17 protein-coding genes are annotated in these 19,558 nt (G+C 63.3%); 9 read left to right on the forward strand and 8 right to left on the reverse strand.

What is annotated here, in order from left to right:
* The first annotated feature begins 210 nt into the window (after window positions 1-210).
* From ACIQUI_RS19620 to ACIQUI_RS19640, 5 genes are read left to right on the forward strand one after another with little or no spacing between them, the layout of a single operon-like run.
* Window positions 211-3,678 (forward strand): response regulator, encoded by a 3,468-nt coding sequence (locus ACIQUI_RS19620; protein WP_403201774.1) that lies wholly within the window; start codon window positions 211-213, stop codon window positions 3,676-3,678.
* Window positions 3,675-4,496: a CheR family methyltransferase gene (locus tag ACIQUI_RS19625; RefSeq protein ID WP_403201776.1), complete on the forward strand. Its 822-nt coding sequence runs from the start codon at window positions 3,675-3,677 to the stop codon at window positions 4,494-4,496. Before ACIQUI_RS19620 ends, ACIQUI_RS19625 begins: the two co-directional genes overlap by 4 nt.
* The gene (locus ACIQUI_RS19630; protein WP_403201779.1) at window positions 4,493-5,068 is read left to right on the forward strand and encodes a chemotaxis protein CheB; all 576 of its coding nucleotides are present in this window, start codon (window positions 4,493-4,495) and stop codon (window positions 5,066-5,068) included. The genes ACIQUI_RS19625 and ACIQUI_RS19630 overlap by 4 nt, the downstream gene beginning before the upstream one ends.
* On the forward strand, window positions 5,062-6,288 hold the full coding sequence (locus ACIQUI_RS19635; protein ID WP_403201782.1) for an ATP-binding protein: 1,227 nt from the start codon (window positions 5,062-5,064) through the stop codon (window positions 6,286-6,288). The genes ACIQUI_RS19630 and ACIQUI_RS19635 overlap by 7 nt, the downstream gene beginning before the upstream one ends.
* Before the next feature lie 44 nt (window positions 6,289-6,332).
* Complete coding sequence (locus tag ACIQUI_RS19640; RefSeq protein ID WP_009686481.1) at window positions 6,333-6,710, forward strand: response regulator; 378 nt, start codon at window positions 6,333-6,335, stop codon at window positions 6,708-6,710.
* A 151-nt stretch (window positions 6,711-6,861) separates the two neighbouring features.
* On the opposite strand, the gene ACIQUI_RS19645 is transcribed toward ACIQUI_RS19640, so the two are convergent.
* From ACIQUI_RS19645 to ACIQUI_RS19655, 3 genes are read right to left on the reverse strand one after another with little or no spacing between them, the layout of a single operon-like run.
* Window positions 6,862-7,443, reverse strand: a complete 582-nt coding sequence (locus tag ACIQUI_RS19645; RefSeq protein WP_403201784.1) for a TetR/AcrR family transcriptional regulator — start codon at window positions 7,441-7,443, stop codon at window positions 6,862-6,864.
* 12 nt (window positions 7,444-7,455) lie between these two features.
* Window positions 7,456-8,304, reverse strand: coding sequence for a 3-hydroxybutyryl-CoA dehydrogenase (locus ACIQUI_RS19650; RefSeq protein WP_403201787.1), 849 nt, complete (start codon window positions 8,302-8,304; stop codon window positions 7,456-7,458).
* A 13-nt stretch (window positions 8,305-8,317) separates the two neighbouring features.
* A complete protein-coding gene (locus tag ACIQUI_RS19655; protein WP_403201790.1) occupies window positions 8,318-9,502 on the reverse strand; it encodes an acetyl-CoA C-acyltransferase family protein in 1,185 nt (394 codons plus the stop codon).
* A 168-nt stretch (window positions 9,503-9,670) separates the two neighbouring features.
* On the opposite strand from ACIQUI_RS19655, the gene ACIQUI_RS19660 reads away from it, so the two are divergent.
* Window positions 9,671-10,681, forward strand: coding sequence for an AraC family transcriptional regulator ligand-binding domain-containing protein (locus ACIQUI_RS19660; RefSeq protein ID WP_403201792.1), 1,011 nt, complete (start codon window positions 9,671-9,673; stop codon window positions 10,679-10,681).
* 130 nt (window positions 10,682-10,811) lie between these two features.
* Here the strand turns inward: ACIQUI_RS19660 and ACIQUI_RS19665 are convergent, their stop codons facing one another.
* Window positions 10,812-11,249 carry a carboxymuconolactone decarboxylase family protein gene (locus tag ACIQUI_RS19665; protein ID WP_403201795.1) on the reverse strand — a complete coding sequence of 146 codons (438 nt, stop codon included), beginning with the start codon at window positions 11,247-11,249 and terminating at the stop codon, window positions 10,812-10,814.
* A gap of 201 nt (window positions 11,250-11,450) precedes the next feature.
* On the opposite strand from ACIQUI_RS19665, the gene ACIQUI_RS19670 reads away from it, so the two are divergent.
* Entirely contained in the window at window positions 11,451-12,647 is a 1,197-nt protein-coding gene (locus ACIQUI_RS19670) for a CynX/NimT family MFS transporter (protein ID WP_403201798.1), read from the forward strand.
* Here ACIQUI_RS19670 and ACIQUI_RS19675 read toward each other — a convergent pair.
* Both ACIQUI_RS19675 and ACIQUI_RS19680 read right to left on the reverse strand, forming a co-directional pair.
* The gene (locus ACIQUI_RS19675; protein WP_403201801.1) at window positions 12,640-14,073 is read right to left on the reverse strand and encodes a PLP-dependent aminotransferase family protein; all 1,434 of its coding nucleotides are present in this window, start codon (window positions 14,071-14,073) and stop codon (window positions 12,640-12,642) included. The genes ACIQUI_RS19670 and ACIQUI_RS19675 overlap by 8 nt on opposite strands.
* Window positions 14,074-14,603: 530 nt before the next feature.
* Complete coding sequence (locus ACIQUI_RS19680; protein WP_403201804.1) at window positions 14,604-14,942, reverse strand: hypothetical protein; 339 nt, start codon at window positions 14,940-14,942, stop codon at window positions 14,604-14,606.
* Window positions 14,943-15,138: 196 nt separating this feature from the next.
* On the opposite strand from ACIQUI_RS19680, the gene ACIQUI_RS19685 reads away from it, so the two are divergent.
* Window positions 15,139-15,720, forward strand: a complete 582-nt coding sequence (locus tag ACIQUI_RS19685) for a flavin reductase family protein (protein WP_403201806.1) — start codon at window positions 15,139-15,141, stop codon at window positions 15,718-15,720.
* Between the two features lie 19 nt (window positions 15,721-15,739).
* Here ACIQUI_RS19685 and ACIQUI_RS19690 read toward each other — a convergent pair whose 3' ends face one another.
* Complete coding sequence (locus ACIQUI_RS19690; RefSeq protein WP_403201809.1) at window positions 15,740-16,894, reverse strand: cysteine desulfurase family protein; 1,155 nt, start codon at window positions 16,892-16,894, stop codon at window positions 15,740-15,742.
* 192 nt (window positions 16,895-17,086) lie between these two features.
* Window positions 17,087-18,013, reverse strand: a complete 927-nt coding sequence (locus ACIQUI_RS19695) for a LysR family transcriptional regulator (RefSeq protein ID WP_060497224.1) — start codon at window positions 18,011-18,013, stop codon at window positions 17,087-17,089.
* Window positions 18,014-18,153: 140 nt separating this feature from the next.
* Between ACIQUI_RS19695 and ACIQUI_RS19700 the strand changes: the two genes are divergently transcribed.
* Window positions 18,154-19,383, forward strand: coding sequence for an acyl-CoA dehydrogenase (locus ACIQUI_RS19700; protein ID WP_403201813.1), 1,230 nt, complete (start codon window positions 18,154-18,156; stop codon window positions 19,381-19,383).
* Window positions 19,384-19,558 lie beyond the last annotated feature (175 nt).

A 19,558-nucleotide genomic window follows, 5' to 3' on the forward strand; every position in this document is an offset into this window, starting at 1 on the left:
CACCGCATGGCAGCAGAAGTTCCCGAGGATACCGATACGTGCAATCAGATGGAACGATTGGCGCACACTACCTTCAAATACTGGCTAAATGCCCTGCCAGACCCGGCAAAGCTGGTTAGACTCGCTTATCAGGACGGCGCAGTGGCAGATAACGACAACAATTGATCCGCCACGCTTTTCAATGGACTTTTCTTGCTTGGGCCTTCTCACATGATTCAAACAGCCTCGATGGACCAACGTAGCTTTCGCAAGCTGTTGAGCCGAAACGTCGGCCTGCCTCTGGGCGTAGGCCTGTTGGGGGCCGTGGCATTTGTCGCGGTGATCAACTACCTGCTGTCAGCCATGCAGTGGGTCGAACACACCGACCGGGTCATCGGCAATGCCAACGAGACGGTCAAGCTGTCGATCGACATGGAAACCGGCATGCGCGGCTTCCTGATCACTGGCGATGAGGGTTTTCTCGACCCCTACGAGGTAGCCAAGCCGCGTATTCTGGGCAGCCTGCAAAGCTTGCGAGGCATGGTCGCGGACAACCCGCAGCAGGTTGACCGCATCGACCGTCTGATTGCCTTGCAGCAAGCCTGGAACAATTTCGGCAGCGAGATGATTGCCCTGCGCCGCAGCCAGGGCGACTACCAGGCGTCGGTCGGCAATGGCCGGGGCAAGCGCCTGACTGATGAAGTGCGCAAGGAGTTCGACGCCCTTATCGGCACTGAACAGCAACTGCGCATGGCCCGTAACGAAAAGGTCAGTAGCGTCACTGTTACCGCTATATCGGTATTCGTGCTGTTGATTGTTGGCCTCAGCGCCTTGCTGGCTTACCTGGGCCGACGCGACCTGCTGGCGTTGTCGAATAATTACGAAGAAAACTTCAAGGCACAGCAGCGCGCGGCCGAGCGCCTGGAGCATCAGGCCTGGTTGCGCAATGGCCAGACCCAACTGGCCGAGCAGGTGTTGGGCCAACTGACGCTGCCCATGCTGGGTGACAACATACTGCGCTTCTTTGCCAGGTACCTGGGCAGCGTGGTGGGGGCGGTCTATGTGCGTGACGAGCACGGGCGGCTGGTGCGGGTGGCCACTTATGGTCTGGATGCTGAAGAACAGGCACGGGCGCAAGTGAAAGGCGATCATGACGGCTTGTTGGCTCAGGCTGTACGCGAAGGTCGTCTGCTATGCCTTGAGGACCTGCCTGAAGACTATTACCGCATGAGTTCCGGCCTGGGCAGCGGCCTGCCACGCAATGCCCTGCTGATGCCGGCAACGGACGACGGCCATATCAACGGTGTGGTTGAACTGGGCTTCCTGCGCCCCCTGGGGGCGCGTGATCACGAAATGATGGAGCGCCTGGGCGGCAACCTCGGCATTTCCATCGAAAGCGCCCGCTACCGCCAGCGTCTGCAGGAAGTGCTGGCCGAGACCCAGCAACTGAACGAAGAGCTGCAAGTGCAGCAGGAAGAGCTGAAAACCGCCAACGAAGAGCTGGAAGAACAGTCCCGTGTGCTCAAGGAGTCGCAAGCCTACCTTGAAACCCAGCAGGCGGAACTTGAGCAGACCAATGAGCAGTTGTCCGAGCGCACCGAGGCACTGGACCGCAAGAACGACGAGCTGATGCAGGCCCAGGATGAACTGCAGGCGCGTGCCGACGAGCTGCAACGCTCCAGCAAGTACAAGTCCGAGTTCCTGGCCAACATGTCCCACGAACTGCGAACGCCGCTGAACAGCTCGCTGATCCTGGCCAAGCTGCTATCTGAGAACGCCGAGGGCAACCTTAGCGACGAGCAGGTCAAGTTCGCTGACTCGATCTATTCGGCGGGCAATGACCTGCTCAACCTGATCAACGACATTCTCGACATCGCCAAGGTCGAGGCCGGCAAGCTTGAAGTGCGCCCGGAAAGCACTCAGGTGGAGCGACTGGTCGAGGGCCTGCGCGGTATGTTCGAGCCGTTGGCGGGTCACAAGGGCCTGGCTTTTGAGGTAACTGCCGAACCGAACGTGCCGGCCACCTTGTTCACCGACCGCCAGCGCCTGGAGCAGATCCTCAAGAACCTGTTGTCCAACGCCATCAAGTTTACCGAACGGGGCCGGGTCAGCCTGAACATCGGCTACCAGCCCGGCACAGGCATTGTCTTTGCCGTGCGCGATACCGGCATCGGCATCGCCGCCGACCAGCAGCAGGCGATTTTCGGCGCTTTCCACCAGGTGGATGGCACCAGCAACCGCCGCTATGGCGGCACCGGCCTGGGCTTGTCGATCTCCCGCGACCTGGCGCATCTGCTCGGCGGGCAGATCAGCGTCGACAGCAGCCCCGGCCAAGGCAGCGTGTTCAGCCTGATCCTGCCCGAACGCTTCGAGCGTGCCGGGCAGGACATCGAACCGCTCAGCCTGCGCCCGGCAGTCGACACCCTACCTCCGGCACCGCAGGTGCCGGTGCTGGCAGCCCCGAAACGCCCGCTGCTGGCGTTTGACGACGACCGCGAGCGTGCGCCGTTCGGCAACCGCTGCATCCTGGTGATCGAGGACGAGCCAAACTTTGCCCGCATTCTGTTCGACCTGGCCCACGAACTGGGTTACAGCTGCCTGGTGGCACAGGGCGCAGACGAAGGCTTCGAGCTGGCTGCCCAGTACATTCCCGATGCAATCCTGCTGGACATGCGCCTGCCCGACCATTCCGGCCTGACCGTGCTGCAACGCCTGAAAGAGCAGGCCGGCACCCGGCATATTCCCGTGCATATCATTTCTGTCGAGGACCGGGTCGAGGCCGCCATGCACATGGGCGCCATCGGCTATGCCGTCAAACCCACCAGCCGCGAAGAACTGAAAGAAGTGTTCGCCCGCCTGGAGGCCAAGCTGACGCAAAAGCTCAAGCACATCCTGCTGGTGGAAGACGACGACTTGCAGCGCGAGAGCATTGCCCTGCTGATTGGCGACGACGATGTGGAAATTACTGCCGTGGCGATGGCCCAGGATGCCCTGGAACTGCTGCGCGAGAACATCTACGACTGCATGATCATCGACCTCAAGCTGCCCGACATGCTCGGCAACGAGCTGCTCAAGCGCATGACCGCCGAGGATATCCGGTCTTTCCCGCCGGTGATCGTGTATACCGGTCGCAACCTGACCCGCGAAGAAGAAGCCGACCTGCTCAAGTATTCGCGTTCGATCATCATCAAGGGCGCACGCTCGCCGGAGCGCCTGCTGGACGAAGTAACGCTGTTCCTGCACAAAGTCGAGTCGCAGTTGTCCAACGAACGCCAGCGCATGCTCAAGACAGCGCGTAGCCGCGACAAAGTGTTCGAAGGCCGCAAGGTGCTGCTGGTGGACGACGATGTGCGTAATATCTTTGCCCTCACCAGTGCCTTGGAGCACAAGGGCGCGATCGTCGAGATCGGCCGTAATGGGCGTGAGGCCATTGAGCGCCTGGAGCAGCATGATGACATCGATCTGGTGCTGATGGATGTGATGATGCCGGAAATGGACGGCTTCGAAGCCACCCGCCTGATCCGCCAGCAACCGCGCTGGCGCAAGCTGCCGATCATTGCCGTGACCGCCAAGGCCATGAAGGATGACCAGCAGCGTTGCCTGCAGGCGGGCGCCAATGACTACCTGGCCAAACCGATCGACCTGGACCGCCTGTTCTCGCTGATCCGTGTATGGCTGCCGCAACTGGAGCGAATTTGACTAGCGAACGTAACACCGACATCGAAATCCGCTTGCTGATCGAGGCCATCTACCTCAAGTACAGCTACGATTTTCGCAATTACTCCGGCGCTTCGATCAAGCGCCGGATCCTGCATGCGCTGCGCCAGTTCGACTGCCTTACGGTGTCGGCGCTGCAGGAGCGCGTGCTGCACGACCCGGGCATGTTCATGCAGTTGCTGCAGTACCTGACGATTCCTGTCAGCGAGATGTTCCGTGACCCGGGGCATTTCCTGGCGCTGCGCAACGAAGTGGTGCCGCTGTTGCGCACCTGGCCGTCGATCAAGGTGTGGATTGCCGGCTGCAGCACGGGCGAGGAGGTGTATTCCATGGCCATCCTGCTGCGCGAGGAAGGCCTGCTGGAGCGCACCATCATCTATGCCACCGACATCAACCCGCATTCGCTGGACAAGGCCAAGCAGGGCATCTATTCGATGCAGAGCATGCGTGAATATGCCGAAAACTACCGCATCGCCGGTGGCCGCCGGGACTTTTCCGAGTACTACACGTCGGCCTATGGCAACGCCATCATGGACAGCACCCTGCGCGACAACGTGACCTTCGCCGACCACAGCCTGGCCACCGACAGTGTGTTTTCCGAGACCCAGCTGGTGTCGTGCCGCAACGTACTCATCTACTTCAACAAAGCATTGCAGGACCGTGCCCTGGGCCTGTTCCATGAGTCGCTGTGCCACCGCGGCTTCCTGGTGCTGGGCAGCAAGGAATCGGTGGACTTTTCGGCTTACGGCGGCCATTTCGAGCCGCTGGTGAAGCCTGAACGGATCTACCGCAAATCATGAACGGCGTGCGCGCGTTAGTGATCGGGGCTTCGGCGGGCGGGGTGACGGCACTGTTCACCGTGCTCGGTGGGTTGCCTATCGGTTTCGGCATCCCGGTCATCTGCGTGCTGCATCTGCCGGATAACCGCCACAGCCAGTTGGCCGAGGTGCTGCAACGGCGTTTGCAGCGCCCGGTGTGCGAGGCACGCGACAAGCAACCGGTCGAGCCCGGCCAGGTCTATGTGGCCGCGCCTGGCTACCACTTGTCGGTAGAACGCGACTTCACCTTGTCGTTGAGCCAGGAGCCACCGGTGCATTTTTCCCGGCCATCGATCGATTTCCTGTTCATGTCGGCGGCCGATGCCTACGGTGACAGCCTGCTTGGCGTGCTGCTGACCGGTGCCAATGAAGACGGTGCCGAAGGCCTTGCCTACATCAAGAACAGCGGCGGCCGGACTATCGTCCAGGACCCTCGCGACGCACAGGTTGCGCTGATGCCCGAGGCCGCCCTGGCCCTGCACCAGCCTGACCATATTCTTCCTTTGAGTGGCATCGAGCAGTTGCTCGCCGCCCTGGAACCCAGCGCATGCTAAGCCACACCATCGCCAAACTGCTGATCGTCGATGACCTTCCGGAGAACCTGCTGGCCCTTGACGCCCTGATCCAGGGTGAAGACCGTGAGGTGCACCAGGCCCAGTCTGCAGAAGCCGCGCTGTCGCTGTTGCTCGAACACGAGTTCGCCCTGGCCATCCTCGATGTGCAGATGCCGGGCATGAACGGTTTCGAGCTGGCCGAGCTGATGCGCGGCACGGAAAAGACACGCAATATTCCCATCGTGTTCGTCACTGCTGCCGGGCGCGAGATGAACTACGCCTTCAAGGGCTACGAAAGTGGCGCGGTGGACTTCTTGCACAAGCCGCTCGACACCATGGCAGTGAAAAGCAAGGTGTCGGTGTTTGTCGACCTGTACCGCCAGCGCAAGGTGCTCGACCGCCAGTTGCAGGCGCTGGAGCGCAGCCGCCAGGAGCAGGAGCTGCTGCTGGCCCAGCTACAGGCCGCACGCGGTGAACTGGAGCACGCTGTGCGGATGCGTGATGACTTCATGTCGATCGTTTCCCACGAGGTGCGCACACCGCTCAATGGCTTGATCCTGGAAACCCAGCTGCGCAAGCTGCACCTGGCCCGTGGCAACCTTGCGGCGTTCAGTGGCGACAAGCTGCAGGCGATGGTCGAGCGCGACGAACGGCAGATCAACAGCCTGATCCGCCTGATCGAAGACATGCTCGATGTGTCGCGTATCCGTACCGGCAAGCTGTCGCTGCGGCCCAAAGCCTTCGACCTGAGCCAGCTGGTACGTGGCCTGGTGGAAAATTTTGCGGCCCAGGCCACTGCGTTGGACACGCATATCGAGTTGCAACGCTGTGAGCCACTGCAAGGTGAGTGGGACGAATTTCGCATTGAACAAGTGGTGGCCAACCTGTTGTCCAATGCCTTGCGTTACGGTGAACGCAAGCCGGTGCAGGTCCGTGTTTTCAGGCAGGACGGCGTGGCATGCGTGCAAGTGCAGGACCAGGGTATCGGCATTGGTGCGGCCAACCAGCAGCGTATTTTCCAGCAGTTCGAGCGGGTGGCCGCTCAACAGGCCAGTGGCGGGTTGGGTTTGGGGCTGTACATATCGGAACAGATCGTGCACGCCCATGGCGGCTGCATAAAGGTTGAAAGTGAAGAGGGCCATGGTGCCACCTTCACCTTGCAATTGCCGCTGGCAACATATGAACAACAAAACGACCAGGCGCGGGCAACCTCTGCATGAGCTTGGGGTCTGATGGCCAACTGTAAGTATTTCAAGGCGTTAACATGAGTGAAGATGCACAAGATGTGGTGCTGGTCGTCGAGGATGAACCAGCGATTCGCATGATCTTGCGTGATTACCTGGCGGGTGAGGGGTATCACGTGCTGGTGGCCGAAGACGGCGAGCAGGCGTTCGCGATTCTGGCCAGCAAACCCCATCTGGACCTGATGGTGACGGACTTCCGCTTGCCCGGGGGGATCTCCGGGGTGGAAATTGCCGAGCCTGCGGTCAAGCTGCGGCCGGACCTGAAGGTGATCTTCATCAGCGGCTACCCGGCGGAGATTCTCGAATCCGGCAGCCCGATCACCCGCAAGGCACCGATCCTGGCCAAGCCGTTTGACCTGGATACCTTGCATGAGCAGATCCAGGCACTGCTGCGCTGAAAGCTTGCAGGTAAAGCGCTATTTCTGTGGGAGCGGCCTTGTGTCGCGAAAGGGGCGCGAAGCGGCCCCAGGATTTCAGCCCGCAGCCGATAGTGCTGGGGCTGCTACGCAGCCCTTTCGCGACACAAGGCCGCTCCCACAATGACCGTGTCTAACGAAGTGTTCGCTCCAACCCGCCTACCAACATACTCTCCATCAACCCCAGCCCCTGTTCTTCAGGCAGAGCCTTCAGCATTCCCGGCAACTGGTTCAGCAGCGTCGCCACCACATGCGCCGTCGCCACCAACGCTTCCCCCTGCAGCTTGGCCTGTGGCGCGATCAGCCTCAGCAGCCCTGCCTCATAACGCGTACGCAACAACGCTAAACGCCCCCGCTGGTCATCGCTCAGGCAGCACAGATCCCGCTCGGCCAGCCGAAACTGCAGGGGCCGCTCGGCATGCAACTGCCAGTGCGCCGCAATCAGGCAGCTCAGCGCCGACGCCCCGCGGGCCATGGCCCGACGGCCTTGGTCCAGGGTGGCCTGTAGCTCCTCGTACAACTCCTCGATCAAGTCGTACAGCAGGTCCTGCTTGCTGGGGAAATGATGGTAGAGCGAGCCCGCCGTCAGCCCGATATGGGCTGCCAGTTCGCGCATGCTGACCTGGCCAAAGCCCTTCTCGGCAAACAGCGCCATGGCCTGGTCACGTCGCTCTTCAAAGCTGGCACAGCGCATTGCGGCATTGACCGGGGGCATGGCGCATGGTCCTCAGTAGGTGAAGAAACCGCGGCCGCTCTTGCGCCCCAGCCAACCGGCCGCGACCATTTCCTTGAGCAGCGGGGCAGGGCGGTACTTGCTGTCGTTGAAGCCCTCATGGAAGGCCTCCATGATCGCCAGCAGCGTGTCCAGGCCAATCAGGTCGGCCAGCGCCAGCGGGCCGATGGGCTGGTTGCAACCCAGGCGCATGCCGGTGTCGATGTCTTCGGCGCTGGCCAGGCCTTCCTGGCGTACGAAGATGGCTTCGTTGATCATTGGCACCAGGATGCGGTTGACCACGAAACCCGGGCGGTTACCGGCGGTGATCGGTGTCTTGCCGACCTTTTCGGTCACCACCAGCGCCTGGGCGTAGGTGCTGTCGCTGGTCTGCAGGCCACGGATGATTTCCACCAGCGCCATCATCGGCACCGGGTTGAAGAAGTGCACGCCTATGAAGCGCTCGGGGTGCTCGATGCTGGCGGCCAGTTGGGTGACCGACAGCGACGAAGTGTTGGTGGCGATCAGGCAGTCAGCGGCGACGTTGGCCGCCACTTGCTGCAGAATGCGCTGCTTGAGTTGCAGGTTTTCAGTGGCGGCTTCGATCACCAGCTGCGCCGCGCTGAGCTGGGTATAGTCCGTGCTGGTGCGAATGCGGGTCCTGGCGGCGGCTGCCTTGTCCGCATCCAGGGTGCCTTTGCTGACCTGGCGTTCGAGGTTCTTGCTCAAGGTGGCCACGCCGCGCTCCAGCGCCGCGTCGGAAACGTCCACCAGCAGCACCTGATAGCCGGCCACCGCGCACACCTGGGCAATGCCGTTGCCCATGGTGCCGGCGCCGATCACGGCGATCTGTTCAATGCTCATGTGTCAGTCTCCCTCAGACGCGCTCGAAGACCACGGCAATGCCTTGGCCGCCACCGATGCACATGGTCGCCAGCGCGTAGCGGCCCTGGATGCGCTGCAGCTCATGGATGGCCTTGGTGGCAATGATCGCGCCAGTGGCGCCCACCGGGTGGCCCAGGGAGATGCCGGAACCGTTGGGGTTTACCTTTTCCGGGTCGAAGCCCAGCTCACGGGCCACGGCGCAGGCCTGGGCGGCGAACGCTTCGTTGGACTCGATCACGTCCAGGTCCTGCACGTTCAGGCCAGTCTTTTCCAGCACCTTGCGGGTGGCCGGGATCGGGCCCAGGCCCATCAGCTCGGGCTCGACCCCGGCATGGGCGTAACCCACCAGGCGTGCCAGTGGTTTCAGGCCCAGGCGGCGCACTGCATCACCCGTGGCCAGCACCAGGCCGGCCGCGCCATCGTTGATGCCGCTGGCGTTGCCGGCGGTGACGGTGCCGTCTTTCTTGAACACCGGTTTCATGCCGGCCAGCTGCTCGGCGGTCACTTCGCTACGCACATGTTCGTCGACGCTGAACTGCACACTGCCTTTACGGGTTTTCAGTTCCAGCGGCACGATCTGGCTGTCGAAGCGGCCTTCGGCAATGGCACGGGCGGCGCGGCGCTGGCTGGCAAGGGCCAACTCGTCCTGCATTTCGCGGGTGATGCCGTGTTTGGCCGAGACGTTTTCGGCGGTGATGCCCATATGGAAGTGCTGGAACGGGTCCTGCAGCACGCCGACGGTGTAGTCGATGCCTTGCATGTCACCCATGCGGGCGCCCCAGCGCGCCTGTGCCAGCAGGTAGGGGCCACGGCTCATGGATTCGGCGCCGGCTGCTACAGCCACATCGGTGTCCCCCAGCAACAGGCCTTGGGCTGCGGAAACGATGGCCTGCAGGCCCGAGCCGCACAGGCGGTTGACGTTGAACGCCGGGGTTTCCTTGGGGATGCCGGCGTTCATCGCCGCTACGCGGGCCAGGTAGGCGTCACGTGGCTCGGTCGGAATCACCGTACCCATCACCAGGTGGCCGACGTGCTCGGCTGCCAGGCCGGAGCGCTCGATGGCGGCGCGGGTAATGGTGCTGGCAAGGTCAGCCAGCGGCAGGTCCTTGAGGGAGCCGCCAAAGCCACCAATGGCTGAACGGACGGCACTGACGACGTAGATTTCTGCGTTGCTCATAGGGGCTCCGATTGCGAAGGCATGGCGGGACCGGGCCTGGCTCTGCGAGAATGGCCGGCGGTCCCGGAGTGGGATCGAGTCTAGGCAAAGGCTCTGTTTCAGCCTATGCCGGAACTGTTCATACAACCTGGCACTTTTTGCCACTCAGCATAGACAGCGAAAACCGCCATGCGCGATAGCGATTCGGTCGCCGTGTACTTTCTCAATGCCATGCTCCATGCCCTGCGCGACAGCCCAGCCGAGCGTGACGCACAACTGCGTGCGGTGGGCATCGACCCGCGGCTGCTTGAACAGCCGCAGGCGCGTGTGCCGGCCAAGGCGTTCGCCGAGCTTTGGCTGGCGATGATCCAGCGCCTGAACGACGAGTTTTTCCGCCTCGACAGCCATGGCATGCCGCTGGGCAGTTTTGCCCTGATCTGCCGGGGCCTGATACTTGAACCCAACCTGGAAAAGGCCTTGCGCCAGTGCATGGCCGGCTTCGGTCTGTTTCTGCGTGACCTGCGCGGCAGCCTGACGGTACGGGGCGGGCGGGCGCTGATCAGTGTGCAGTCCAGCATTGCTGACCCGTTGACCCGGGTGTATGCCGAAGAAACCTACCTGGTACTGATGATCGGCATGCTGTGCTGGCTGGCCGGGCGGCGAATCGCCATCGACCGCACCGAGTTGGCGGTGGCGCGCCCGGCCCAGGAGGACGACCTGCTGCTGTGGGGGCCGGACCTGCGCCTGGGCAGCGGGCGTACCGAGGTGGAGTTCGACAGCGCCTACCTGCGTTTGCCGGTGGTGCAGGATGTGGTCGCCTTGAAAACCTTCCTGCGCAGTGCGCCACAAGGGCTGGTGATTCGCTTTCGTAACCAGAACGGGCTGGTGGCCGAGGTGTATCGGCACTTGCGCACACGGTGCTATGGGCAGTGGCCGACGCTGACGGCGCTGGCGCAGCAGCAGGGGGTCAGTGCCAGTACGTTCCGGCGGCAGCTGGAGCGCGAGGGGCGGTCGTACCAGCAGATCAAGGACGAGGTGCGCCGGGCGATGGCGTTCGAGCGCTTGCGTGAAGGGGTGTTGAGTATTGCCGAAATCGCCGAACAGGCGGGGTTTCAGGAGCCCAGTGCGTTTCACCGGGCGTTCAAGAAATGGACCGGGCAAAGCCCAGGGAGCTACCGGGCGCGGCTGGCCGGGCGTTAGCGGTTACCTGCACTGGCCTTTTCGCGGGCTTGCCCGCTCCCACAGGTACTGCAGCGGATTCAGGCTCGGCGAGGTCCCTGTGGGAGCGGGCGTGCCCGCGAAGAGGCCCGCACAGGCTAACGATCAACGATCAGGCCGGCACCATGGCAAACCCGACACCAAACCGGTTCCAGGCATTGATCGTGGCAATCGCCAGGGTCAGGTTGACCACTTCGGCCGGTGCGAAGTGTTCCTGCAGGGCTTCATATTGCCCTTGCGGCGCGCCCTGTTCAGGCAAGCGGGTCAGGCTCTCGACCCAGGCCAGCGCGGCACGTTCGCGAGGGGTGAAGTAGGTGGTTTCCTGCCACACGCACAAGGTCTGCAAGCGTGCTTCGGTCTCACCTGCCTGGCGCGCATCATTGGCATGCAGGTTGACGCAATAGGCGCAGCCGTTGATCTGCGAAGCCCGCAGGCGCACCAGCTCGAGCAGGGAACTCTCCAGGCCGCTCTTGGCCAAGGCCTGCTCCAGGCCGACCATGGCCTTGTAGGCTTCGGGTGCTTGTTTGGCCCATTCGATACGGTTGTGCATGGCTGTCTCCAAAAGGTGAGAAGTGGGGATGGCGCTACTGTAACGCCGCCCATTGGCCTCCCCGATAGCCAATCCCGCGCATAAGCAGGAGGCCAATCGACCATTCAGGTGGCCACTGACAAGCATCCAATCTCTTCATTTTCACCTGGCCAATCGAGCCGGGATAATGGCCCGATCTTGTTACCAGAGAACCGATTCGCAATGAGAGCTGCCTTGAACCTGCTGCTGGTGATCCTGCTGGCGCTGAACCTGCGGCCGATCCTGACCAGTATCGGCCCCTTGCTCGAACCCATGCGCACCAGCACCGGCCTGGGCTACCAGCAGGCCGCCCTGCTGACGGCGTTGCCGGTGCTGTGCATGGGCCTGGTGCCGTTGCTGCAACCGTGGTTGCGGCGCTGGATCAGCGAGCATGGCGGCATGCTCGGTGGCCTGGCTGCCATTGCCCTGGCCTGCCTGTGGCGCTTGCAACTGGACAGCGCGTGGGCGCTGATTGCCAGTGCGGTGTTCGCCGGCCTGGGGGTGGCGGTGGTGCAGGGCATGATGCCGGGGTTGGTCAACCGCTGGTTCCCCGGGCGCCTGGCCGGGGCTATGGGCATGTATTCGGCGGCGCTGATGACGGGCGGCGGCCTGGCCGCCGTACTCGGCCCACATATCAGTGGCTACTTCGGTCATTGGCAAGCTGGCCTTGGCCTGTGGGCGATACCGGCGCTGCTGGCGGTTCTGGCCTGGGCTGTGCTGCGGCCACGTCAGGAGGCACCCAAGCTGGCGGGTGCAACAGGCGGGCACTGGTTCGGCACGCGCCGGGCCTGGTTGCTGGCCCTGTACTTTGGCCTGATCAACGGCGGCTACACCAGCATGGTGGCCTGGTTGCCGGCGTACCACATCGAGCACGGCGGCAGCGCCCAGGGCGGCGCAGACCTGGTCGGCTTGATGACGATTTTCCAGGTGGCGGGTGCACTGGGTTTGCCGTTGCTGCTGCGGCGCCTGGCAGACCGCCGTCCGGGCTTGTGGCTGGCGCTGGCCATCCAGCTGGTGGGTTTCCTCGGCCTGCTGCTGGCGCCGACGCTGGCGTCGGGGCTGTGGGTAGCGATGATCGGTTTCGGCCTGGGCGCCTGCTTCAGCCAGTGCCTGACGCTGACCCTGGAACACCTGAAAACGCCTGCCGAGGCCGGCAGCCTGGCAGCATTCGTACAGGGCGTTGGCTTTATCATCACCGGTATCGTGCCCTATATCACCGGTTGGCTGCGTGACATGAGTGGCAACTTCCAGGCATCGTGGGCGCTGCTGACCGTGACCGTGGTGGCCATGTTGCTGGTCACCACCTGCTTCAACCCCCGGGGTTATGCCGCAGCCGTTGCACGTAGGCCCGCGACGGGCAAGGTCGCGTCGGTCAGCTGAGGCCCTGCAGGGTGTCGCGCACCCGGTCCAGTGCCGGGTCGATGTCCAGCAGCTCGATGGCACCGAAGCCCAGCAACAGCCCCGGGCGCACCGGTGCCTCGCTGAAGAACGGTGCCAGCGAATACAGGCCGACTTCCACCTTGCGCGCCAGGTTGGCCAACAACTCGACATCTACCCCGGGTTTGGCCAGTGCGCTGAGGTGGAAGCCGGCGCTGGCGGGGATGGCGCTGAACCACGGTGACAGGTCGCCGCACAGGCGCGTCAGGATGCGTTCGCGGCGGGCGCCGTAGACGTCGTGGCAGCGGCGGATGTGCTTGTTCAAGTGGCCTTCGCTCAAAAAGCGCGCCAGCGCCCACTGCAGCAAGGTCGGGCTGTGCCAGTCACTGAGATGCTTGGCCACACAGGCGGCCTGCAAGACTGCAGGTGGCAACACGGCATAGCCCAGGCGCAGCTCGGGCAGCAGGGTTTTGGAGAAGGTGCCCACATAGGCCACCAGGCCATGCTGGTCAAGGCGCTGCAAGGCATCCGGGGCCGGCCCGTGGTAGCGGAACTCGCAGTCGTAGTCGTCTTCGATAATCAGCGCACCCAGCTCGGCGGCCCGTGCCAGCAGGGCATGCCGGCGTGGCTCACTCATCGGCATGCCCAGTGGGAACTGGTGCGAAGGCGTTACGTAGATCAGCCGGGTACCCTCGGCGATCTGCTCCACGCATAGCCCTTCGTCATCCACCGGCACGGATTGCAGGCGTGCGCCCAAGGCCAGGAACAGTTGCCGTGCCGGCGGGTAGCCTGGGTCTTCCATGGCCACCTGGCAACCCGGCTCTACCAGCACCCGGGCGATCAGGTCCAGCGCCTGCTGGGCGCCGTTGCACACCAGCAGGTCGGCCGCGCTGCAATGCACGCCGCGGGCGTAGGCGATGTGGTGGGCAATGGCCTCGCGCAGTTCCGGCAAGCCTTGGGCCGGGAACTGCCGCTCGGGGTGGCGCTGGCTGCGGCGCAGGGCGTAGTTCAGGCAACTGCGCCACTGGTCGAACGGGAACTGTGCCTTGCTCGATGCGCCGCCGACAAAGTCATACCGCGACGGTGCTTGCAGCTGGCGCTGGCCGAGCACGGTGGCACGCTGCTGCCAGCGTTCGAGCGACGCGGCGCCGGCCAGGGGGATGGTGGTGGATGCAGGGTTGCGCAGGGGTTGGCGCGGGCTGATGAACGTGCCGCGGCCGACCACGCCGCTGAGCAGGTTGTCGTAGGTCAGCCGCGAATAGGCCTCGGCCACGGTCTTGCGCGACACGCCCAGTTGCTCGGCCAGCAGGCGGGTGGGCGGCAGCTGGGTACCGGCGGCCAGGTGGCCACTGTCGATACCGGCGCGCAGTTGCTGGTAGAGCTGGTCGGCCAGGCCTTTGCGGCCCTCCAGGCGAATGTGCAGTTCCATGGGGCGGTCCGGAGCGGGGGAGTGCTCAGGATAGCGGATTGGTCGGGGAAGGGCATGGGGCCGCCTCGCGGCCCATCACCGGCAAGCCAGCTCCCACAGGGATCGCATCAGGGCTGACAGGTGTTGGCCGCAAGATATGCAGCGCCTGTGAGACCGAGCGCCGCCCGCGCGGCGCATCGCGAGCAAGCTCGCTCCTACATCTGTTTCGGGCCAATCATTCCTATGGGATTTGCGCGCGAACGCTTTGGCGCATGGCTCGATATCGCGTCGAACGAACAAGGCGGTCGCGCGCGCATGGCACAGGCGTTACTGGCCCGAAACAAATGTAGGAGCGAGCTTGCTCGCGATGCGCCGCGCGGGCGGCGCTCGATCTGACAGGCGCTGAAGATGCCGTGGCGAGCACCTGGCAACCCTGATGCCATTGCAAGAAACCATAGAATCTCCCACAGGGACTGCGCAAAGCTTGAGATCTGCGCGGCACCTGTGGGAGCTGGCTTGCCGGCGATGGGTCGCAAGGCAGCCCCGAAAAGTCAGAACCGGGCGGTGCTTACCGTGATATAGCCCTTGTCCGCCACCGCGATGCTTATCACGGTCTCGTCCGCTGGTGCCTTGCGGTTGCGCTTGATGCGCACGCCGTCCACCGTTGCAGCTTTCATATGCTCTGAGATAGCCCGCCCGTTCGGGTCGAAGAACACCTCGCTGGCCAGCAACTCGATACGTTCGATCAATTGCCGGGAGTGTTCGTCGGTAGCGCAGAAGAACATCACCCCGGACAGGTGGGGGTCTTCATCGGGGTTGCTGATGTCATGGGTGAGCATTTCGCGCAGGCTGCTGCGCAGTTGGGCAATGGAGCGGGCGTACAGGTGCATACGGAGCCTCCTCTGGATCGCGACCTTGCGTTGTCCAGTGCCGATCTTGTTTTCTGTGCGCCGGGGCGGCAAGTAGGACGCGTCCGAGAACGCTGTGGGAAATTTCTGAAGCCGCCGAAATAACAGCCCTGTCTGGCAGGTCGTGGAGGCCTGCGGCACAATTCGCCGTCTGATACCCGTCTTGCCGAGGATTGCCATGAACAGCCATTTCCAGCCCGTCGACCTGAAAAAGGCCTATCGCTTGCTGAACCACGGCCCTACGGTGCTGGTCTCGGCCAGCCATGAAGGGGTGGACAACGTGATGGCAGCTGCCTGGGCGTGTGCGCTGGACTTCGACCCGCCCAAGGTGACGGTGGTGCTCGACAAGATCGCCCGCACCCGGCAGCTGGTGGAGGGGAGTGGCTGGTTCGTGATCCAGGTGCCTACCGCAGCACAGGCGCAGCTGACCCACCAGGTCGGTACCCGCAGCTTGTTCGACCAGCCCGACAAGCTGGCAAGCATCGGGGTGCAACTGGCCCGGGTCGAGGAGCATGCGGCACCGCTGGTGCAGGGCTGTTCGGCGTGGTTGATGTGCCGGGTAATCAACGAGCCGCACAACCAGAGCACCTACGACCTGTTCATTGGCGAAGTGGTGGCGGCCTGGGCCGATGACCGGGTGTTCCGCGATGGGCACTGGGCGTATGAACATGCCGACCCGCAGTGGCGCAGTTTGCACTATGTGGCGGGTGGGCATTTTTATGCGATTGGCGAGGCGCTGGTGGTCGACTCACAGGGTTGATTGCACGGCGTGCCGACGCTCACCACAACGCGATCGAGGCCGTCGCCAATACCCGGCCAAACACCTCGAGCGCCTCGTCCACGTCGGCCTCGCTGCTAAAGCGCCCGATGCTCAAGCGCACACTGTTGCGGGCCTGGCGCTCGTCCAGCCCCAGTGCCAGCAGCACATGCGAGGCAGCATTGCTGGCGGAGTTGCAGGACGAGGTGGTCGACAATGCCAGTTCGCTGGCCAGCGCTGCACTGTTGAAGCCTTTGCTGTCGATGCATAGGTTCAGGGTGTGCGGTATGCGTTGGCTGGGGCAGCCGTTCAGGCTTACGCCTGGCAAGGCCAGCAAGCCTTCGCGCAGGCGCGTTGCCATCTGGGCCAGGTGCTGGTGCTCACTGTCGCCGGGGTGGCCGGCCAAGGCAAAGGCGCTGCCCATGCCCACGATCTGGTGGGTGGCCAAGGTGCCGGAGCGCAGGCCTTGCTCATGGCCGCCGCCGTGCATCTGCGCGCGCATCAGCGTACGGGCGCGTGGCCCGACATACAGCGCGCCGATGCCCTTTGGCCCGTAAACCTTGTGTGCCGAAAACGACATCAGGTCTACGGCCATCGTGTTCAGGTCGATGGCCAGCTTGCCCACGGCCTGCGCTGCGTCCACGTGCAGCAAGGCACCGTGTGTACGCACCCGCTCGCCAATGGCGGCAAAATCGGTGACCGTGCCCAGCTCGTTGTTGACCGCCATCAGCGATACCAGGCGGGTATCGGCACGCAACGCTGCCTGGACGCTGGCTGGCTGGATCAGGCCAGCGGCATCCGGTGCCAGGCGGGTAACGGCCCAGCCCTGGCGCTCCAGTTCGGCCACCGTGTCCAGCACGGCCTTGTGCTCCAGCTGGCTGGTGATCAGGTGACCGGGCTGGCCGATGCCTTGGGCAATGCCTTTGAGTGCCAGGTTGTTGGATTCGGTCGCGCCCGAGGTCCAGACCAGGCTCTGGGCCTGCGCGCCAACGCGTTCGGCCACTTGCTGGCGGGCTTGTTCCACGACATCTCGGGCAGCCTGGCCGTAGGCATGGCCACTGGACGCCGGGTTGCCGAAGTTGGCCTGGTTGCCAAGGCAAGCGAGCATGGTTTCGATGACCCGGTCATCGACGGGGGTGGTGGCGGCGTAATCGAAGTAGAGCGGGGCGCTAGGCATCAGGGCAGGTCCATGTCTGTCGCCGTGAAGTCGGCGATTGATGGAGTAAGCGTACCCGTCACCTGCGAGATTTTTTTCGCTTAGCGCAGTGTGTTTCTGAGTACCAGGGAGAAATTTTTCTATGGAGTTCAGGTTTTGAAGGATTTTTTTATTCTTCTGTCGAGGGGCGTTGACCGCCCCTCGTTCGTACCTTCAGGCGGGCTCCAAGGCTCTTTCTTCCTCTGCCACCACGCGTTCGCACAATTCGGTGATTTGCTCGCGCATCCAGCGGTTGGCCGGGTCCTGGTCGGTGCTTTCATGCCAGTACAGGTGCGTTTCCAGCGCGGGTACCTCTACCGGGAGCGGGTGGTAGCGCAACTGATGACGGCGGGCGAAGCGTTCGGGCACCGTCATCGCCATGTCGGTTTGCTGCAACACCTGCGAAGCCATCAGGTAATGCTGCGAGCGCAAGGCAACCTTGCGTTGCACGCCCATCTTGCCCAGGGCCAGGTCGACATAGCCCAGGCCGTTGCGGCGGCTGGAAATATGGATGTGGGTCATGCCCAGATAGCTGTCGAGGGTCAGCTTGCTGTCGGCCAGCGGGTGGCCCTGGCGCAGGGCGCAGACGTAGCGGTCCTGCATCAGCTTGACGTGGCGCACCTGCGGGTCGGTGTTAAGGGGCGCGTCGATGGCGAAGTCCAGGCGGCCGGCAGCGAGTTCCTTGGTGGTCTCGCGGCGCTTGCACAGAAAGCTTTCAATCAGCACCGCCGGCGCCAGGCGGCGCAAACGCTGGAACAGAGGCGGCAGGATGACCGCTTCGGTCAGGTCGGTCATGCTGATGCGGAAGGTTTTGTTGGCCTGTTGCGGGTTGAAGATGCGGCTTTCCTGCACCGACGTACGTAACAGTGCCAAGGCGTTGCGCACCGGGCCGATGATGTTCTGCGCCATGGGCGTCGGCACCATGCCTTGCGCGGTGCGCACGAACAGCGGGTCGTTGAAGGTTTCGCGCAACCGCGAAAGGGCGTTGGACACCGCCGGCTGGGTGATGCCGACAATTTGCCCGGCGCGGGTCAGGTTGGCTTCGGTGTAGATCGCGTCAAACACGATGAACAGGTTGAGGTCGACCTTGCTGAGGTTCATGGGCGCCGCTCTTTGTTGGAGTTATTGGCCGATCATATATCGGTTATGAATGTTTATACACGCGGAAAATAGACTAGGTGGATGGGCGCTTGCTGCTCTAGGCTCAGGCCCATGTATTCCGAACCGTGAAGGTAGCCCCGATGGATTTCGCCTATTCGCCCAAGGTCCAGGCACTGCGTGAGCGCGTCACTGCGTTCATGAACGCTTATGTCTACCCCGCCGAAGCCGTGTTCGAGCGCCAGGTTGCCGAAGGCGACCGCTGGCAGCCCACCGCGATCATGGAAGAACTCAAGGCCAAGGCCCGCGCCGAAGGGTTGTGGAACCTGTTCCTGCCCGAGTCGGAATACGGCGCTGGGCTGAGCAACCTGGACTATGCGCCGCTGGCGGAAATCATGGGCCGCTCGCTGCTCGGGCCTGAGCCGTTCAACTGTTCGGCGCCGGATACCGGCAACATGGAAGTGCTGGTGCGGTACGGCAGCGAAGCGCAGAAACGCCAGTGGCTGGAGCCGCTGTTGCGCGGCGAGATCCGCTCGGCATTTGCCATGACCGAGCCGGACGTGGCCTCTTCGGACGCCACCAACATGGCCGCCACCGCCGTGCGTGACGGTGACCAATGGGTGATCAACGGCCGCAAGTGGTGGACCTCCGGCGCCTGCGACCCACGCTGCAAGGTGATGATCTTCATGGGCCTGTCCGACCCTGAAGGGCCACGCCACCAGCAGCACTCGATGGTGCTGGTACCCACCGATACGCCCGGTGTGAAGATCGTCCGCCCGTTGCCGGTGTTTGGTTATGACGATGCGCCGCATGGCCACGCCGAGGTGCTGTTCGAGAACGTGCGCGTGCCGTATGAAAACGTGATCCTTGGCGCCGGCCGCGGTTTCGAGATTGCCCAAGGGCGCCTTGGGCCTGGGCGTATCCACCACTGCATGCGCTCGATCGGCATGGCCGAGCGAGCGCTGGAGTTGATGTGCAAGCGCTCGGTGGAACGCACGGCCTTTGGCCGGCCACTGGCCCGGCTGGGCGGCAACGTCGACAAGATTGCCGACTCGCGCATGGAGATCGACATGGCCCGGCTGCTGACACTGAAAGCGGCGTACATGATGGACACCGTCGGCAACAAGGTGGCCCGCAGCGAGATCGCGCAGATCAAGGTGGTGGCACCCAACGTGGCCTTGAAGGTCATTGACCGGGCGATCCAGATGCATGGTGGGGCAGGGGTGAGCGGCGATTTCCCGCTGGCCTACATGTACGCCATGCAGCGTACCCTGCGCCTGGCTGACGGGCCGGATGAAGTGCACCGGGCGGCGATTGGCAAGTATGAGATTGGCAAGTATGTGCCGGTGGAGATGTTGCGCAGCGGGCGGTGACAAAAGTTGACTCTTCGCCAGCCCGTGCTGGCCTCTTCGCGGTTGAAGCTGCCCATAGGTACTGCTGGGCGTACTCGATCCCTGTGGGAGATTCTATGGTTTATTGCAATGGCATAAGGGTTGCCAGGTGCTCGCCACGGCATCGTCAGCGCCTGTGAGATCGAGCGCCGCCCGC

Origin of the sequence: Pseudomonas sp. NPDC090592 (assembly GCF_044769185.1) — a bacterium.
GTDB lineage: Bacteria > Pseudomonadota > Gammaproteobacteria > Pseudomonadales > Pseudomonadaceae > Aquipseudomonas.

What these genes read in the sequence shown, in the direction of transcription:
- ACIQUI_RS19620 (WP_403201774.1), top strand. Translation starts at nt 211, where the DNA reads ATGATTCAAACAGCCTCGATGGACCAACGTAGCTTTCGCAAGCTGTTG.
- ACIQUI_RS19630 (WP_403201779.1), top strand. Translation starts at nt 4,493, where the DNA reads ATGAACGGCGTGCGCGCGTTAGTGATCGGGGCTTCGGCGGGCGGGGTG.
- ACIQUI_RS19635 (WP_403201782.1), top strand. Translation starts at nt 5,062, where the DNA reads ATGCTAAGCCACACCATCGCCAAACTGCTGATCGTCGATGACCTTCCG.
- ACIQUI_RS19640 (WP_009686481.1), top strand. Translation starts at nt 6,333, where the DNA reads ATGAGTGAAGATGCACAAGATGTGGTGCTGGTCGTCGAGGATGAACCA.
- ACIQUI_RS19645 (WP_403201784.1), bottom strand. Translation starts at nt 7,443, where the DNA reads ATGCCCCCGGTCAATGCCGCAATGCGCTGTGCCAGCTTTGAAGAGCGA.
- ACIQUI_RS19650 (WP_403201787.1), bottom strand. Translation starts at nt 8,304, where the DNA reads ATGAGCATTGAACAGATCGCCGTGATCGGCGCCGGCACCATGGGCAAC.
- ACIQUI_RS19655 (WP_403201790.1), bottom strand. Translation starts at nt 9,502, where the DNA reads ATGAGCAACGCAGAAATCTACGTCGTCAGTGCCGTCCGTTCAGCCATT.
- ACIQUI_RS19660 (WP_403201792.1), top strand. Translation starts at nt 9,671, where the DNA reads ATGCGCGATAGCGATTCGGTCGCCGTGTACTTTCTCAATGCCATGCTC.
- ACIQUI_RS19665 (WP_403201795.1), bottom strand. Translation starts at nt 11,249, where the DNA reads ATGCACAACCGTATCGAATGGGCCAAACAAGCACCCGAAGCCTACAAG.
- ACIQUI_RS19670 (WP_403201798.1), top strand. Translation starts at nt 11,451, where the DNA reads ATGAGAGCTGCCTTGAACCTGCTGCTGGTGATCCTGCTGGCGCTGAAC.
- ACIQUI_RS19675 (WP_403201801.1), bottom strand. Translation starts at nt 14,073, where the DNA reads ATGGAACTGCACATTCGCCTGGAGGGCCGCAAAGGCCTGGCCGACCAG.
- ACIQUI_RS19680 (WP_403201804.1), bottom strand. Translation starts at nt 14,942, where the DNA reads ATGCACCTGTACGCCCGCTCCATTGCCCAACTGCGCAGCAGCCTGCGC.
- ACIQUI_RS19685 (WP_403201806.1), top strand. Translation starts at nt 15,139, where the DNA reads ATGAACAGCCATTTCCAGCCCGTCGACCTGAAAAAGGCCTATCGCTTG.
- ACIQUI_RS19690 (WP_403201809.1), bottom strand. Translation starts at nt 16,894, where the DNA reads ATGCCTAGCGCCCCGCTCTACTTCGATTACGCCGCCACCACCCCCGTC.
- ACIQUI_RS19695 (WP_060497224.1), bottom strand. Translation starts at nt 18,013, where the DNA reads ATGAACCTCAGCAAGGTCGACCTCAACCTGTTCATCGTGTTTGACGCG.
- ACIQUI_RS19700 (WP_403201813.1), top strand. Translation starts at nt 18,154, where the DNA reads ATGGATTTCGCCTATTCGCCCAAGGTCCAGGCACTGCGTGAGCGCGTC.